18 protein-coding genes are annotated in these 15,819 nt (G+C 71.8%); 2 read left to right on the top strand and 16 right to left on the bottom strand.

Annotated features, from left to right (window positions below; translation table 11 throughout):
• Positions 1–79: 79 nt before the first annotated feature.
• The 6 genes from QUG93_RS12560 to QUG93_RS12535 form a co-directional block, all read right to left on the bottom strand.
• Positions 80–913 carry an SseB family protein gene (locus QUG93_RS12560; protein WP_289474371.1) on the bottom strand — a complete coding sequence of 278 codons (834 nt, stop codon included), beginning with the start codon at positions 911–913 and terminating at the stop codon, positions 80–82.
• A gap of 5 nt (positions 914–918) precedes the next feature.
• The gene (gene priA, locus QUG93_RS12555; protein ID WP_289474369.1) at positions 919–1,665 is read right to left on the bottom strand and encodes a bifunctional 1-(5-phosphoribosyl)-5-((5-phosphoribosylamino)methylideneamino)imidazole-4-carboxamide isomerase/phosphoribosylanthranilate isomerase PriA; all 747 of its coding nucleotides are present in this window, start codon (positions 1,663–1,665) and stop codon (positions 919–921) included.
• Between the two features lie 249 nt (positions 1,666–1,914).
• On the bottom strand, positions 1,915–2,550 hold the full coding sequence (gene hisH / locus QUG93_RS12550) for an imidazole glycerol phosphate synthase subunit HisH (RefSeq protein WP_289474367.1): 636 nt from the start codon (positions 2,548–2,550) through the stop codon (positions 1,915–1,917).
• Positions 2,547–3,149 carry an imidazoleglycerol-phosphate dehydratase HisB gene (gene hisB, locus QUG93_RS12545; RefSeq protein ID WP_289474365.1) on the bottom strand — a complete coding sequence of 201 codons (603 nt, stop codon included), beginning with the start codon at positions 3,147–3,149 and terminating at the stop codon, positions 2,547–2,549. Before hisB ends, hisH begins: the two co-directional genes overlap by 4 nt.
• Positions 3,146–4,288 (bottom strand): histidinol-phosphate transaminase, encoded by a 1,143-nt coding sequence (locus tag QUG93_RS12540; RefSeq protein WP_289474363.1) that lies wholly within the window; start codon positions 4,286–4,288, stop codon positions 3,146–3,148. Before QUG93_RS12540 ends, hisB begins: the two co-directional genes overlap by 4 nt.
• An 86-nt stretch (positions 4,289–4,374) precedes the next feature.
• On the bottom strand, positions 4,375–4,752 hold the full coding sequence (locus QUG93_RS12535; protein WP_289474361.1) for a LysM peptidoglycan-binding domain-containing protein: 378 nt from the start codon (positions 4,750–4,752) through the stop codon (positions 4,375–4,377).
• A gap of 235 nt (positions 4,753–4,987) precedes the next feature.
• Between QUG93_RS12535 and lexA the strand changes: the two genes are divergently transcribed.
• Entirely contained in the window at positions 4,988–5,632 is a 645-nt protein-coding gene (gene lexA / locus QUG93_RS12530) for a transcriptional repressor LexA (RefSeq protein ID WP_289474359.1), read from the top strand.
• 200 nt (positions 5,633–5,832) lie between these two features.
• Here lexA and hflX read toward each other — a convergent pair whose 3' ends face one another.
• The gene (gene hflX / locus QUG93_RS12525) at positions 5,833–7,371 is read right to left on the bottom strand and encodes a GTPase HflX (protein ID WP_289474357.1); all 1,539 of its coding nucleotides are present in this window, start codon (positions 7,369–7,371) and stop codon (positions 5,833–5,835) included.
• Positions 7,372–7,432: 61 nt separating this feature from the next.
• Here hflX and QUG93_RS12520 point away from each other — a divergent pair, with 61 nt between their 5' ends.
• On the top strand, positions 7,433–8,047 hold the full coding sequence (locus tag QUG93_RS12520) for a class I SAM-dependent methyltransferase (protein WP_289474355.1): 615 nt from the start codon (positions 7,433–7,435) through the stop codon (positions 8,045–8,047).
• A gap of 77 nt (positions 8,048–8,124) precedes the next feature.
• Here the strand turns inward: QUG93_RS12520 and dapF are convergent, their stop codons facing one another.
• The 9 genes from dapF to pgsA form a co-directional block, all read right to left on the bottom strand.
• The gene (gene dapF, locus QUG93_RS12515) at positions 8,125–9,015 is read right to left on the bottom strand and encodes a diaminopimelate epimerase (protein ID WP_289474353.1); all 891 of its coding nucleotides are present in this window, start codon (positions 9,013–9,015) and stop codon (positions 8,125–8,127) included.
• Positions 9,012–9,953, bottom strand: a complete 942-nt coding sequence (miaA, locus tag QUG93_RS12510) for a tRNA (adenosine(37)-N6)-dimethylallyltransferase MiaA (protein WP_289474351.1) — start codon at positions 9,951–9,953, stop codon at positions 9,012–9,014. Before miaA ends, dapF begins: the two co-directional genes overlap by 4 nt.
• The gene (gene miaB, locus QUG93_RS12505; protein WP_289474349.1) at positions 9,940–11,433 is read right to left on the bottom strand and encodes a tRNA (N6-isopentenyl adenosine(37)-C2)-methylthiotransferase MiaB; all 1,494 of its coding nucleotides are present in this window, start codon (positions 11,431–11,433) and stop codon (positions 9,940–9,942) included. The genes miaA and miaB overlap by 14 nt, the downstream gene beginning before the upstream one ends.
• An 85-nt stretch (positions 11,434–11,518) precedes the next feature.
• The gene (locus QUG93_RS12500; protein ID WP_289474347.1) at positions 11,519–12,496 is read right to left on the bottom strand and encodes a RecX family transcriptional regulator; all 978 of its coding nucleotides are present in this window, start codon (positions 12,494–12,496) and stop codon (positions 11,519–11,521) included.
• Positions 12,493–13,551, bottom strand: coding sequence for a recombinase RecA (recA, locus tag QUG93_RS12495; RefSeq protein WP_289474345.1), 1,059 nt, complete (start codon positions 13,549–13,551; stop codon positions 12,493–12,495). The genes QUG93_RS12500 and recA overlap by 4 nt, the downstream gene beginning before the upstream one ends.
• A 295-nt stretch (positions 13,552–13,846) precedes the next feature.
• A complete protein-coding gene (locus QUG93_RS12490) occupies positions 13,847–14,071 on the bottom strand; it encodes a DUF3046 domain-containing protein (protein ID WP_209686053.1) in 225 nt (74 codons plus the stop codon).
• A 110-nt stretch (positions 14,072–14,181) separates the two neighbouring features.
• Positions 14,182–14,490, bottom strand: coding sequence for a helix-turn-helix domain-containing protein (locus QUG93_RS12485; RefSeq protein ID WP_058742950.1), 309 nt, complete (start codon positions 14,488–14,490; stop codon positions 14,182–14,184).
• Between the two features lie 154 nt (positions 14,491–14,644).
• Positions 14,645–15,211, bottom strand: coding sequence for a CinA family protein (locus QUG93_RS12480; RefSeq protein WP_289474341.1), 567 nt, complete (start codon positions 15,209–15,211; stop codon positions 14,645–14,647).
• Positions 15,184–15,819, bottom strand: a complete 636-nt coding sequence (gene pgsA, locus QUG93_RS12475) for a CDP-diacylglycerol--glycerol-3-phosphate 3-phosphatidyltransferase (RefSeq protein WP_289474339.1) — start codon at positions 15,817–15,819, stop codon at positions 15,184–15,186. Before pgsA ends, QUG93_RS12480 begins: the two co-directional genes overlap by 28 nt.

Genomic DNA, 15,819 nt, shown 5'->3' with positions numbered 1-15,819 from the left:
GGCCCGGGCCGCACCGCCGCGCGGTCCGCAGCCCGCGGGGCAGACCCGCACCGGGCCTCCTCGCCGACCGCCCGTTCGGTCACGCCGGACGCAGCGCCACCCGCATGCTGTCCACCCGCTCCGCGACGACGGCGTCGGCCGTCCACCGCTGCTGGAGCCGCCCGACCAGGGCCTGGACGTCCGCATGGTCGAGACCGGGGTGCAGCGCCAGTCCGACGGTGAGCTCCGCACCGGCGAACCGTCCGAGCGGGTCGCCCGGCGACAACTCGACCCGCGCGATCGCGGGCTCGTCGGCGACGGAGCCCGCGAACGCCTGCGCGACCTCGGGGTCCTCGAAGCACGGTGTCCACGGCAGGTCCTGCCCGATCGCCCAGACCGCCGGCCGTCGGAGCACGAACTCCGTCGGCGCGGTCGGGTCGAGGACGACGAGCTGGGTCTCCTCGCTCGCCGCCGCCATCGCCACCCGGCGCGCGTCCGCGGGCACCGGTCGGGCGGTGGCGTCCCACGAGCGCATCGCCTCGGCCGACGTGAACGCCGGCATCACGCTGCGACCGTCGGGTCCGGCGACCGTGACGATCGACAGCTCCTGGGTCTTGTCGACCAGACGGCCGTCCTCGGTGTGACCGACGTCTCCCGCCTCGGCGACGAGCGGGACGAGGAGCCGCGCGCCACGCAGCGCGTCGACGACCGCCCGCTGGGAGCCGCCCTGCTGCAGCGCCGTGATCGCCGAGACCAGTGCCGGGTCGGCGAGGCCGTCGTCGTCGGCGTAGGCGTCGTCGTGCGCGTCGAAGGTCCGCCCCGCCCAGGGGTTGCCGGCCGAGTCAGCGGCCCCGCCGGGCGTGTGGGCGTCGTCGGTCGCGCCGGGCGCGGCGGCCTCGGGCCCGGTCCCTCGGCCGTTCGAGATGCCCGCCACGGCGGCTACTCCGACGCGATGTCGAGGGCGGCCGGCAGCGTGAACGCGCCGGAGTACAGGGCCTTGCCGATGATCGCGCCCTCGAGCCCGTGCGGCACGAGCTCGCGCAGCGCGCGGAGGTCGTCGAGCGTCGAGATCCCGCCAGAGGCCACGACGGGCTGGTCGGTACGGTCGCAGACCTCGCGGAGGAGCTCGACGTTCGGCCCCTGCAGCGTGCCGTCCTTCGTCACGTCGGTCACGACGTAGCGGGCGCACCCGGCGGCCTCGAGGCGGTCCAGCACCTCCCACAGGTCACCGGCGTCCTCCGTCCAGCCGCGGCTGGCCAGCGTGGTGCCGCGGACGTCGAGCCCCACGGCGATCTGCTCGCCGTACTCGCCGATGACGCGGGCGGCCCACTCGGGCTTCTCGAGCGCGGCCGTGCCGAGGTTGACGCGGGCAGCACCCGTCGCGAGCGCGGCTTCGAGCGAGGCGTCGTCGCGGATGCCGCCGGACAGCTCGACCGAGACGCCCTCGACCTCGCGGATCGCCTTGGCGATCACGCGACGGTTGTCGCCCCGTCCGAACGCGGCGTCCAGGTCGACGAGGTGGATCCACTCGGCGCCCTGGTCGCGCCACGTGCGCGCGGCGGCGACCGGGTCGCCGTAGGAGGTCTCGCTGCCGGCCTCGCCCTGGGTGAGGCGGACGGCCTGGCCGTCGACGACGTCGACGGCCGGCAGCAGGACGAGGGGCGGGGTGGCGGTGAGGTCGGTCATGGTGCTGTCGGTCCTGTCGCTGGTCGGGTCGCGCGGGTGGTGGGGAGCGGCCGGGAGGCACGGCCTCGGTCAGGCGGGCCGGTCACGTCGGTCGCGGTGCCGGCTGCCGACCGCGGTGCCGGCTGTCGGTCGCGGTGCCGGCTGCCGCCCCCGGTGCCGGCTGTCGGTCGCGGTGCCGGCTGTCGGTCGCGGCTCCGGCCGCCGGACGTCGGTCGCCGGCTGCGTCTGCAGGTCGTCGGTCATCGCCCGTCAGAGCGAGTCGACCCAGTTCCGGAGCAGCCGGATGCCCGGCTCCCCGGACTTCTCGGGGTGGAACTGCGTGGCGGTCAGCGGGCCGTTCTCGACCGCGGCGACGAACCGCTGCCCGTGTTCCGCCCACGTCAGACGCGGCGCGCGGAACGGGCCGTACGCGTCGAGCGGGAAGTCCGTCACACCGTAGGAGTGCACGAAGTAGAACCGCTCGTCGTGCAGGCCGTCGAAGAGCACCGAGTCCTCTGGCGCCTCGACCCGGTTCCAGCCCATGTGCGGCAGGACCTCGGCCTGGATCTCCTCGACGGTGCCCGGCCACTGACCGAGTCCCTCGACGTCGGCGCCCCGCTCCACCCCGCGCGCGAACATCACCTGCATGCCCACGCAGATGCCGAGCACCGGGCGACCGCCCGCGAGGCGGTGGTCGACGATCTCGCCGCCGCGCACCCCCTCGAGCTGGTCGACGACGGCCGCGAAGGCACCCACACCGGGGACGAGCAGCCCGTCCGCGCGCAGTGCAGCCTGCTTGTCGGCGGTCAGCGTCACGTCGGCACCGGCGCGTTCGAGCGCCTTGGCCGCCGAGTGGACGTTCCCCGATCCGTAGTCGAGGACGACGACGTTCGGCTTGGCGGTCACAGCTTGCCCTTCGTGGACGGGATCCCGTCGACGCGCGGGTCGAGCTCGACGGCGCGGCGCATCGCACGGGCGAAGGCCTTGAACTCGGCCTCGGCGATGTGGTGGGGGTCGCGGCCGCCGAGCACGCGGACGTGCACGGTGATGCCGGCGTTGAACGTGATCGCCTCGAACACGTGGCGGACCATCGACCCGGTGAAGTGTCCGCCGATGCGGTGGAACTCGAAGCCGTCCGGCTCGCCTGAGTGCACGAGGAACGGGCGGCCCGACACGTCGACCACGGCCTGCGCGAGGGCCTCGTCGAGGGGGACGAGGGCGTCGCCGTAGCGACCGATTCCCGCACGGTCCCCGAGGGCCTGCTTCAGCGCCTGCCCGAGCACGATCCCGGTGTCCTCGACCGTGTGGTGCACGTCGATGTCGGTGTCGCCCGTCGAGCGCACCCGCAGGTCGATGAGCGAGTGCTTGCTGAACGCCGTCAGCATGTGGTCGAAGAAGGGCACGCTCGTCGAGACGTCGGACGATCCGGTGCCGTCCAGGTCGAGCGACAGCTCGATGCTCGACTCGCTCGTGCTCCGGCTGATCGAGGCGGTACGGGCGGTCATGCGTCAAGCCTAACCGGCGGCTGCACGGCGGCCACGCGGCGCATCGCGTCGAGGAAGGCGGTCGTCTCCTCCTCGGTGCCCGCGCTCACCCGGAGGTGGTTCGGGATGCCGAGGTCGCGCACGATGACGTCCTGCTCGAGCAGGGCCTCGAACGCGGCCCGCGGGTCCGCGACCCCGCCGAAGAGCACGAAGTTCGACCACGTCTCGTACGTGCGGTACCCCATCGCTGCGAGCTCGGCGACCATCCGGTCGCGCTGCTGCTTGATGTCGTCGACCATCGCGAGCATCGCCGGAGCGTGCCGGAGGGCGGCGATCGCAGCGGCCTGGGTGAGCGCGGACAGGTGGTAGGGCAGGCGGACGAGCCGCAGCGCATCGACGACCGCGGGGTCGGCCGCGAGGTAGCCGACGCGCGCGCCCGCGAAGGCGAACGCCTTGCTCATCGTGCGGGAGACGACGAGACGAGGGCGGCCCGGCAGCAGGGTGATGGCGCTCGGGGCATCCTCGGGCATGAACTCCGCGTAGGCCTCGTCCACCATCACGATGCCGTCGGTCGCGTCGTACGCCGCGCGGATCGTGTCGACGTCGAGCGGGGTGCCCGTGGGGTTGTTCGGGCCGCAGAGGAAGACGATGTCCGGCTGGTGCTCGCGGATCGCGGCGACCACCGTCTCCGGGGCGATGCGGTACTCGTCGTCACGCTGCGCCGGGATCCAGCGCGTGCCGGTGCCGGCAGCCAGGATCGAGTGCATCGAGTAGGTGGGCGGGAAGCCCAGGACCGAGCGACCGGGACCGCCGAAGGCCTGCAGGAGTTGCTGCAGTACCTCGTTCGACCCGTTCGCGGCCCAGAGCTGGTCGGGCGTCAGGCGCTGCTCCGACGGAAGCTGCTCCCCCGTCGAGAGCTCACCGTTGAGGTACGCAGCGAGTGACCGCCGCAGCTCGGTGAACTCTCGGTCCGGGTAGCGGTTGACGGTCGTCAGGGCCTGCCGGATCGACGCAACGATGTCCTCGGCGACGTCCTCGGGCACGGGATGCGTGTTCTCGTTGACGTTGAGCTGCACGCGTACGTGCTTCTGCGGAGCGCCGTACGGGCTCTGCCCGCGGAGGTCGTCGCGGATCGGGAGGTCTTCGAGCGTGGTGGCCACCGATCCATCGTAGGCCGCGCCAGGTCCACGGAGACCGGCCGTCCGGACGGTGGCCGGAGCCCGCGACCCGTGGCTCACCCGCCGGGTCAGCGCCCGGAGGTGTACTTCACCGGGATCGCGATCTGCTCGCCCGCCTGCAGCGTGGAGCCGTCGAGGGCGTTGAGGCTCACCACGTCCTGCACGAAGTCACGCGGGTCGGCCTGGGGCGCGGTCTCCTCCGCCAGTTGCCAGAGGGTCTCGCCCGGCTCGATCGTCACCGTTTCGAAGTGGACCGGCGCGCCCGCACGTGACGAGTCGCCGGCCGAGGCCTGCCCGCCGTTCAGCACGGACAGTGCGACGACCAGGAAGAGCGGGAGGGCGACGAGCGTCGTGAGGACGATGCGGCCGCGACGCGTGATGCGCAAGCGCGTCCGGACCGCTGGCGTCGCGGAGCGCTGGTGGTCAGCGATGGCGATGGTGCTCATGTCGTTCTTGCCTTCCCGTCCGGAGGAACCGAAGTCGTGTACCGAACATAGTTTCGAATGCGAGCCCGCACAAGTCCCTTGAGCGGATTCCTGCGGGATTTCTTGACGACACGCTCGAACAGGTGTTTGTCCGGCGCGGAGCGGTCGGATACTGTTTCGACCGACTGGGACGAGTCAAGCGGGGACCACTGACATTCCTGCCCGGCATCCCGGCGACGACGAAGGGCGAGACGACGTGGCGGACGAACTGCGGGTCCAGAAGCCGTTGACGGCGAAGCAGCAGGCGATCCTCGACGCGATCCGCGCGTCCATCGCCAGCCGGGGCTACCCGCCGAGCATGCGCGAGATCGGCGATGCGGCCGGGCTCTCGTCGCTGTCGAGCGTCTCCCACCAGCTCGGGCAGCTCGAGCTCGGCGGGTGGATCCGCCGCGACCCGAACCGCCCTCGCGCGCTCGAGGTCCTGGTCGACGAGCCGACGCCCGACGTGCAGACACCGGACGTCGACGCCACGACCCTCGTCCCGCTCGTCGGCCGCATCGCCGCCGGCGTCCCGATCACCGCCGAGCAGCACGTCGACGAGATCGTGCCGCTCCCCCGGCAGCTCGTCGGCACGGGCGACCTCTTCATGCTCAAGGTCGTGGGCGAGTCCATGATCGACGCCGCGATCTGCGACGGCGACTGGGTGGTCGTCCGTTCCCAGCAGACCGCCGACAACGGGGACATCGTCGCGGCCATGCTCGACGAGGAAGCGACCGTGAAGGTCTTTCGCCAGCGCGACGGCCACACCTGGCTGCTCCCCCGGAACTCGGCGTTCGAACCGATCCTGGGCGACGCCGCGACCGTCCTCGGCAAGGTCGTGGCGGTGCTCCGCTCCGTCTGACCGCGGCTCCGGCTCGCAGACGCTCCGGCGCAACGATCAGCGCGGAACCAGGTTCCGGACACCACACCGCGGCGTTCCTCGGTGCCGTGTCCGGAACCCGGTTCCGAGTGGGCCGCGTGGGGCGGACCGAGCCGGACGGACGGGCGTGGCGGCGCTGCGCCGTGCCTCCCGGCCGACGCCGGACGCGACGGCCTGTGCGACTAGCCGGCCGCCACCGGCGCGACCACGTACGGGTCGAGCTCGGCGACCTGTCGCTGGAAGACCCGCACCCGCAGGCGCGTGCCGTCCTCGACGTAGTCCGTCGACTCGACCGCGCCCGCGTCGTGCAGGGAGGACACCAGGTCACCGCGGTCGTACGGGATGACGAGGGTGAGCTCGACGTCCGGTTCGGGCAGCCGGTCCTCGATCGCAGCGAGGAGCTCGGCGACGCCCTCGCCCGTGCGGGCGGAGACGAAGACCGCGTCCGGCACGAGTCCGACGAGCACGAGGCGCTGCGACTCGTCGATCAGGTCCGCCTTGTTGAAGGCGACCACCTCCGGGATGTCGCGGGCGCCGACGTCGCCGATCACGTCACGGACCGTGGCGAGCTGCGCTGCCGGGTCCGGGTGCGAGCCGTCGACGACGTGCACGATGACATCGGCCTCGCCGACCTCCTCGAGCGTGGAGCGGAACGCCTCGACGAGCTGGTGCGGCAGGTTGCGCACGAACCCGACGGTGTCGACGAACGTGAATTCGCGACCCTTCGCGCTCTCGGTCCGTCGGACGGTGGCGTCGAGCGTCGCGAACAGCTGGTTCTGCACCAGCACGCCGGCGCTCGTCAGGCGGTTCAGCAGCGACGACTTGCCGGCGTTGGTGTAGCCGGCGATCGCGACGCTCGGCACCTCGTTGCGGTGCCGGTCGGCGCGCTTCGCCTCACGCGCGGGGCGGAAGCCGGCGATCTGTCGACGGAGCTTCGACATCCGGGTGTGGATGCGTCGGCGGTCGAGCTCGATCTTCGTCTCACCGGGGCCACGCGAACCCATGCCCGCACCGCCCGACACCTGACCACCGGCCTGGCGGGACATCGACTCACCCCAACCACGCAGGCGCGGCAGGAGGTACTCGAGCTGGGCGAGTTCGACCTGTGCCTTGCCCTCGCGGCTCTTGGCGTGCTGGCTGAAGATGTCGAGGATCACGGCCGTCCGGTCGATCACCTTGACCTTGACCACGTCCTCGAGGGCACGGCGCTGCGAGGGCGCGAGCTCCGTGTCGGCGATCACGGTGTCGGCGCCGGTGGCCTTCACGACCATCGCGAGCTCCTCGGCCTTGCCCTTGCCGAGGTAGGTCGAGGGGTCGGGGTTCGGGCGGCGCTGCAGGAGTCCGTCGAGCACCACGGCGCCGGCGGTCTCCGCCAGGGCCGCGAGCTCGCGGAGGGAGTTCTCGGCGTCCTGGGCGTCGCCCTGCGGGTACACGCCGATCAGGACGACCTGCTCGAGCCGGAGCTGCCGGTACTCGACCTCGGTGACGTCCTCGAGTTCCGTGGAGAGACCGGTGACGCGGCGCAGGGCAGCGCGGTCCTCGCGCTCGTACTGGTCGCCGTCACCGGACCAACCGTGCTCGTCGACCGATCGGGTCTGGATGGCCTGGGCGGGGGCGAAGATCGCGGAGGACGCCTTCGTCTCGGCGTTGCGGAGGACGCGTTCCACGACACCTTCGGCGCTGTCGTCGGGTCGTCCGTCGTTCATGGTGGTTTCCGTCATCTTCTCCACAGGGTACCGCCGCCACGCCCGGGACACACGGGGTCCCCGGTACGGTTCTTCCATGGCGAACGACCACTACTTCTCGGCCAGTCCGTCGTCGGAGGTCCGCGAGCGCCAGGTGCACGTCACGCTCGCCGGTCGCCCGCTCACCCTCACCACCGCGGCCGGGGTGTTCAGCCCCGACGGCGTCGACCGCGGCACACGGGTGCTGCTCGGCTCGGTCCCGCCGCCGGCCACCGAGGGCGCGCTGCTCGACGTCGGGTGCGGGTGGGGGCCGATCGCGATCACCATGGCGCTGGAGTCCCCCGACGCCAGCGTGTGGGGTGTCGACGTCAACGAGCGCGTGCTCGGGCTCGCCCGCGCCAACGCCGCCGCGGCCGGAGCCGCGAACGTCACGGTGGCGCTGCCGGACGACGTGCCGGCCGACCTGCGCTTCCGGACCATCTGGTCCAACCCGCCCATCCGCGTCGGCAAGGACGAACTGCACGCGATCCTGCTGACCTGGCTCCCGCGGCTCGAGGTCGACGGCGATGCGTGGCTGGTGGTGTCGAAGGACCTCGGTGGGGACTCCCTGCAGCGGTGGCTGCGCGACACGCTCGACGCCGGGTTCCAGGTGTCGCGCGCGACGACGGACAAGGGGTTCCGCGTCATCCGGGTGCACCGGACGGCCGAGTAGCGGCCAGACCGTCAGGTCCCAGGGACGTCAGACCGTCAGGTCCCAGGGACGTCAGACCGTCAGGTCCCCGGCGGACGTCAGACCGTCAGGTCGCCCGAGAACACCAGCTCCGCCGGCCCCGCCAGGGCGACGTGCTCCCCGTCCTCCGCCGCGAACATCCGGACGGTGACGACACCGCCGGGCACCCGGACACGCCAGGTGTCCGGCGCCGACGGGCCGGCCCAGTACCGCGTCGCGAGGGCGGCGGCCACGGCGCCGGTCCCGCAGGACAGCGTCTCGCCGCTCCCCCGCTCGTGCACGCGCATCGTGATCTCACCGACGCCGTCCTTGACGAGCGGGTCGCCGGGCAGCACGAACTCGACGTTCGCACCCGCCGCGGGTGCCGGCTCGAGCACCGGGACGTAGGTCAGGTCGACCTCGGCGAGCTCGTCCTCGGTCGCGACCGCGACCACCACGTGCGGGTTGCCGACGTCGATCCCGATCCCGGGGCGGGCGCCGTCGAGCTCCTTCGCGCGCACGGTCACGTCGTTCGCGCCGCCGCCCTCGATGCCGAGGCCCCAGCGCCCGAGGTCCGCCGAGAAGCCGTTCGTGGTGCGCTGCACGTCGACCAACCCCTTGCGGCTGCCGACCGTCAGCGTCTCGCCGGGTGCGAGGTCGACGAGCCCCGACTCGGTCAGGTACCGCGCGAACACCCGGATGCCGTTGCCGCACATCTCCGCGACCGATCCGTCGGCGTTGTGGTAGTCCATGAACCACGTCGCGGCGGGTTCGATCGCCACGAGCGGCCGGCCCTCGGGGATCGCGTCCGACCGCACGGCGCGGATCACGCCGTCCGCACCCACGCCGAAGCGCCGGTCCGCGATCGCGCGGATGCGTTCCGGGGTCAGGTCGACCGTCGCATCGGGGTCGGCGAACAGGACGAAGTCGTTGCCCGTCCCCTGGCCCTTCGTGAAGTGCAGCTCGGTCACGGCACGATCCTACGGGCCACCGCCTGCAGCCCGGCGACGTCCGTGCCGCTGACGTCGAGGACCTCGGCCTCGTACCGCTTGAACCACGACACCTGGCGCCTGGCGTACTTCCTGGTGGCGATCGCCGTGGCCTCGACCGCCTCCGCCTCGGTGGCTCGCCCGTGCAGGACGTCGAGCGCCTGGGAGTAGCCGATCGCCGCGCGGGCGGTCCGCCCGTGCTCGAGGCCCTCGGCACGGAGCGCGTCCACCTCGTCGACCAGTCCACTCCGGAACATGCGCGCAGCGCGGTCGTGCAGTGATCCCACGAGTTCGCTCCGGTCCCGGTGCAGGTGGAGCACGCGAGCGGGCCGCCACACGGCTGGGGCGGACGGGAGGCGCGGGGTCACGACCTCGGACCGGCTCGCGATCTCGACGGCGCGGATGAGCCGTCGAGGGTTGCGCGCGTCGACGTCGGCTGCGGCCGCCGGGTCCAGGGCGCGCAGGCGCGCGAGGAGCGCTTCCGGCCCCTGCTCGGCGTGCTCGCGCTCCAGCTCGGCGCGCAGCTCCGGGTCCGTCCCGGGGAACGCCAGGTCGAACAGCACGGCGGACACGTAGAGACCGCTACCGCCGACGAGCACCGCCGTGCCGCCGTCGCTCGTGATGCGCTCGACGTCGGCCCGTGCACCGCGCTGGTAGGCGGCGACGCTCGCCTCGTCGGTGACGTCGAGCACGTCGAGCTGGTGGTGCGGGATGCCCCGTCGTTCGTCCAGTGACAGCTTCGCCGTGCCGATGTCCATGCCGCGGTACAGCTGCATCGCGTCGGCGTTGACGACCTCCGCCGGGCGACCGGACGCCCGGAGCCGTTCGGCGACGGACAGCGCGACCTCGGACTTGCCGGTGCCGGTCGCCCCGACGACGGCGATCAGGTCGACCGCGGCCGGTGCGTCAGCGTCCGACACGGAGGCTCGGCAACCCGAGCGAGACCGGACGCGGCCCGGCCCCCGGCGCGGTCGGGGTCGGCACGCCGCAGCTCTCGGCCTGGGCACGGTCCCACGCGTCACCCGCGCGGGTGCGACGGATGCGCAGCGGACCCGTGTTGTCGGCGATCAGGAAGTGCGGTGCCGCCCGCGTGACCTCGACTGTGACGACGTCCCCGGGTCGGGGCACGTCGGAGCCGAGCGGCACGGCGAAGTGCACGAGCCTGGAGTCCTCGGCGCGGCCCGACAGGCGGTGGGTGGACTCGTCCTTCTTGCCCTCGCCGGTGGCGACCAGCACCTCGACACTGCGACCGACCTGCTTCGCGTGCTCCTCGGCCGTGATCCGGTCCTGCAACGCGATGAGCCGGTCGTAGCGCTCCTGCACGACCGCCTTCGGCAGCTGGTCGGGCATCGTCGCTGCGGGGGTGCCCGGCCGGATCGAGTACTGGAACGTGAAGGCCGACGCGAAGCGCGACTGCTCGACGACCCGCAGCGTGTCCTCGAAGTCCTCGTCGGTCTCCCCCGGGAAGCCGACGATGATGTCGGTCGAGATGGCCGCGTGCGGGATCTTCGCGCGCACCCGGTCGAGGATCCCGAGGAACCGCTCACTGCGGTAGCTCCGGCGCATCGCCTTGAGCACCCGGTCGGAACCGGACTGCAGCGGCATGTGCAGCTGCGGCATGACGTTCGGCGTCTCGGCCATCGCGTCGATGACGTCGTCCGTGAACGCGGCCGGGTGCGGGCTCGTGAAGCGCACGCGCTCGAGTCCGTCGATCTCCCCCGCCGCCCGCAGGAGCTTGCCGAACGCCTGCCGGTCGCCGAACTCGACGCCGTACGAGTTGACGTTCTGACCGAGCAGTGTGACCTCGATCGCACCGTCGTCCACGAGGGCCTGGATCTCGGCGAGGACGTCGCCGGGGCGGCGGTCCTTCTCCTTGCCCCGGAGGGACGGCACGATGCAGAACGTGCAGGTGTTGTTGCACCCGACGGAGATCGACACCCAGCCGCTGTGGGTCGAGTCGCGCTTCGTGGGCAGCGTCGAGGGGAAGACGTCCAGCGCCTCGAGGATCTCGATCTGCGCCTCGTCGTTGTGTCGCGCACGCTCGAGCAGCGTCGGGAGCGACCCCATGTTGTGCGTGCCGAACACGACGTCCACCCACGGTGCCTTCTCGAGGATGACGTTCTTGTCCTTCTGCGCCAGGCAGCCACCGACCGCGATCTGCATGCCCGGGTGCTCACGCTTGATGCCGGCGAGCTGCCCGAGGTTGCCGTAGAGGCGGTTGTCTGCGTTCTCGCGCACAGCACACGTGTTGATGACGACGACGTCCGCCTGCTCGCCGTCCGCCGCGACGTACCCGGCGGCCTGGAGCGAACCGCTCAGGCGTTCCGAGTCGTGGACGTTCATCTGGCACCCGTGGGTGCGGACCTCGTAGGTGCGGGGGCGGACTTCGACGGTGGCCATGATCGTCCCAGTGTAGGTCGGACGGCGGACGCTCCACGGCCCCGTCGGCGTGGGTCGGACGGCGGCCGTCGGACCCCGCCGGGCGCTACTCGAAGCGCACGGTCCCGCCGCCCGACGGCGAGCGGCGCGGCGAGCCGTCCAGCGCGCGCTGGACCGCCACGCGGACCACGCCGGAGCCGTACCCCTTGCGCATCAGGAAGCCGCTGAGCCGACGCTCGGCGGTCTCCCGGTCGAGGCCCCGGAGCTGTCGAGCGCGCTTCTCGGCGAGCTCGATCGCGCGGACGAACTCGTCGTCCGCGTCGTCCGCCGCCGCTTCGAGCGCGGCGTCGATCGCAGCCTGGTCGATCCCGCGCCGACGGAGCTCCGTCACGACACCCTGCCGCCCGAGTCCCTTGCGTTCGTGCAGTCGGTCGACCAGGTCCGTCGCGAGTGCGACGTCGTCGAGGAGCCCGACCCGCGTCAGACGAGCGACCTCGTGCTCGACGACGTCGGCGTCGAGGTCCTGCCCGAGCAGGAGCTTCCGCATCTCGGACTCACTGACGCCCTTGCGACCGAGCGCGCGCATGCTGACACGCTCGGCATCGGCACGTTGCTCGTCGAGCGGGCGCGGCGCATCGGCTGCGTCGATCTCGTCGCCGGTGCCGATCGCGAACACCGAGGCGCTCGTGGCCTCCGCTTGTTCACCGTCGTACCCGCGCTGCTCGGCCCGCGCGGTCCGGCCGGTCCCGTCCCCGACGACCGGCGACAGCCACTCGGCCTGGGCGCGTTGTCCGCGCAGGGGCAGCACGTCGGACGCGTCCCCGGTCTCGTCGTCCTGGGCACCGACGGCATCGAGCTGCGGTCGGGCTCCGTCGTCGGCGTCCTGCCCGGGAACGCCGGCGCCGTCCTGTCCGGGGACACGGTGGCCGGCGGTGTCCTGGTGAGGAGGCGTCGCCCGGCGCTCGGTAGCCCCGGCCCCGGATCCGGTCTCGGCCGCCTGTGCGGGCCGACCACGACGGGACCGCGCACCGAACAGGTCGGTGACCGGTGCGAGGCCCTCGTCGTGGTCGTGTGCGTCGGTCACGCGCCCTTGCGCTCCGCGAGCTTCGGCGCGATCGAGTCGACGGGGGCGTCGGCCTTCGCACCGCCGACGCCGAGCTTGGCGAGGATCTTGCCCTCGATCTCGGCCGCGGTGTCCGGGTTCTGGATCAGGAAGGAACGCGAGTTCTCCTTGCCCTGCCCGAGCTGGTCACCGTCGTAGGTGTACCAGGCGCCCGACTTCTTGACGATGCCGTGGTCGACACCGAAGTCGAGCAGCGAGCCCTCTCGCGAGATGCCCGTGCCGTACAGGATGTCGAACTCGGCCTGCTTGAAGGGCGGCGCCATCTTGTTCTTCACGACCTTGACGCGGGTGCGGTTGCCGACGGCGTCCGTGCCGCTCTTGAGCGTCTCGATGCGGCGGATGTCGAGTCGGACCGACGCGTAGAACTTCAGCGCCTTACCGCCCGCGGTGGTCTCCGGGCTGCCGAAGAACACACCGATCTTCTCGCGCAGCTGGTTGATGAAGATCATCGTGGTCTGGGTCTGGTTCAGCCCACCGGCGAGCTTGCGCAGCGCCTGGGACATGAGGCGTGCCTGGAGACCCACGTGCGAGTCACCCATCTCGCCCTCGATCTCGGCACGGGGCACCAGCGCTGCGACCGAGTCGACCACGATCAGGTCGATCGAGCCCGAGCGCACGAGCATGTCGGCGATCTCGAGCGCCTGCTCACCGGTGTCGGGCTGCGACACGAGCAGGGCGTCGATGTCCACACCGAGCTTCTTGGCGTACTCGGGGTCGAGCGCGTGCTCTGCATCGATGAACGCCGCGATGCCGCCGGCCCGCTGGGCGTTGGCGATGGCGTGCAGTGTCAGGGTCGTCTTACCCGACGACTCCGGGCCGTAGATCTCGATGATGCGGCCGCGCGGGAGCCCGCCGATGCCGAGCGCGACGTCGAGTGCGACCGAACCGGTCGGGATGGTGGCGACGGGAGCGCGCTCGTCGGAGCCGAGGCGCATGACCGTGCCCTTGCCGAACTGCCTGTCGATCTGGGCGAGTGCGGTCTCGAGGGCCTTCTCGCGGTCTGCCGGTGATGGCATGGTGGTGCTCCTTCGTGCTCGATGCGGCCGCCTGTAGGCTGTCGCGTCCACCCGGCCGGTGCTGCAGGGCAGGGGCTTCGGCGACAAGGCTTCGGGCTGTTCCCGATGCCTCCGAACCTAGGGCGGGCCACCGACATCGCTGCTGGTGACCGCGCGGTCTGTGGACGGAGGATCCGGACAGCGCCGATGTGCAGGAACCTAGCACCGATCGAACACGCGTTCGAGCAACACGCCGAACAGAGTTTCGGACCTCGACGCGCTCGACTCCGCCTCGTCCTCGTCGCGGTTCCGGTCCTCAGTCGCGCGGCTCCGCGAGCCCCTTGCCGTGACGCTTGTCGAGCGGGACGTCCTGCGAGTCGCACAGCGCCTCCCACACCCGACGGGCGTCGATGCCCGCGTCGAGCGCGTCCGCGGCGGAGCGCCCACCGAGCTCCTCGAGCACGACGTCGCGGGACACCACGGCGCCGTACGCCTCGCCGAACACCTGGTCGACCGCTCGCCAGAACTCACTCACCCGCATCGGCCCAGCCTACCGACGACGACCTCCCCCGGCAGGGCGTGGCCGCCGCCCGAGGAACGACGAACGCCCCCGCCGGCGGACCGGCGAGGGCGTGCGTGGGGTCGGGTGCGTCAGCGCACCGCGAGGTCGTTGTCGAACTCGGCTACGAGGTCGTCGGGCAGCGTGTCCGGAACCGGGGTCAGTCCCTCGACGACCGCGAGACGGTCTCCGACCTCGCGCATGATGGTCGAGATCGGGGTGTCGAGTGCATCCGCGACCGAGGCGAGGATCTCCGAGCTGGCTTCCTTCTGACCGCGCTCGACCTCGCTGAGGTAGCCGAGAGCAACGCTGGCCTTGGACGCGACCTGACGGAGGGTCCGGCCCTTCTGCAAGCGGAAGTCCCGAAGCACGTCGCCGATCTCCTGACGAACGAGAACCATGTGGACTCCTCCTCTCTGTCGTCTCCGCGCCCGCCAGGTCCAGGTGACCGGGGTCGGGTTCAGCAACAGTAGCGTTGCCGTTCGCAGCATGCTAACCATGCTGGCTGCCGTACTGCTGGAGATTGCGTGGGATGTAACCCAGTGGCAACAGGGCCTATTCCCCGCTGCGGATCCCGGTCGACATCCGTGCCAGGAGTTCGGAGACCGTGGCCAGGCGGATTGCCTCGCGATCACCCTCGAGGTGCAGTTCGACCGCCTCGACGCGTTCCCCGGATGCGATGCCGACGAAGACCGTGCCGACGGGCTTGCCGTCCTGCGGGTCCGGGCCGGCGACACCCGTCGTGCTGATGCCCCACGTCGCGAGCTCCCCGTCCACCGCGAGCGCTGCGCGGACGCCCGACGCCATCTGCCGCGCGACCTCCGGGTCGACGGCGCCCCGCGTCGCGAGCAGGTCGGCGTCGACCCCGAGTACCGAGGCCTTCACCGGCGTCGCGTACGCCACGACGCCGCCGCGGACGACGGCACTCGCGCCGGGGACCCCGACGAGCGTCGCGACGACGAGACCACCGGTCAGCGACTCCGCGACCGCGACGGTCTCCCCCCGCGCGGTCAGGTCCGCGACCAGTCGCGCCGCGACCGTCGAGACGTCCCGACGGTCGGGAGGCACGGGTCCGGTCCGTCCGTCGACCTGCGTCACGCCGTGGTGCGGTTGTGCTTCCATGCCTGCCACAGGTAGTCGACCCCGCTGAGGACGGTCGCAGCCAGGGCCGCCGTCATCAGGATGCCGTTCACCCAGTGCGCGAGGTTGCCGACGACCTCCCACCACGGGAACAGCGCGAGCGTGATCGCGACGGCCTGCAGCACCGTCTTGATCTTGCCGCCGCGGCTCGCGGGGATCACCCGGTCGGACAGCACCGCGAAGCGGAACACGGTGATGCCGATCTCGCGCACCATGATCAGGACGGTGACGATCCAGGGCAGCTCGCCGAGGATCGAGAGCGCGACGAGGGCGCCGCCGATGAGCACCTTGTCGGCGATCGGGTCGACGAGCTTGCCGAAGTCGGTGACCAGGTTCTGCCGTCGGGCGATGATGCCGTCGGCGCTGTCGGTGACGATCGCCACGACGAAGACGACCGCGGCCCAGACACGCAGCGACGTGTCCTGCCCGCCGTCGGCCAGCAGCATGACGAAGAACAGCGGCGCCATGAGGATGCGCACCACGGTGATGATGTTCGCGACGTTCGCGGTCGACGCCGGTCCCTCACCCTTGCGGAGCAGCCGCCCGCGCCACGGGAACCGCGCCCCGTGGGTCGTGTCCGAGCTGGTCAT

The sequence above is a fragment of the Curtobacterium caseinilyticum genome (assembly GCF_030363035.1).
Lineage (GTDB): Bacteria > Actinomycetota > Actinomycetes > Actinomycetales > Microbacteriaceae > Curtobacterium > Curtobacterium caseinilyticum.
The sequence above is the reverse complement of the archived record's forward strand: the minus strand, read 5'-3'. Positions and strand labels throughout refer to the sequence as shown.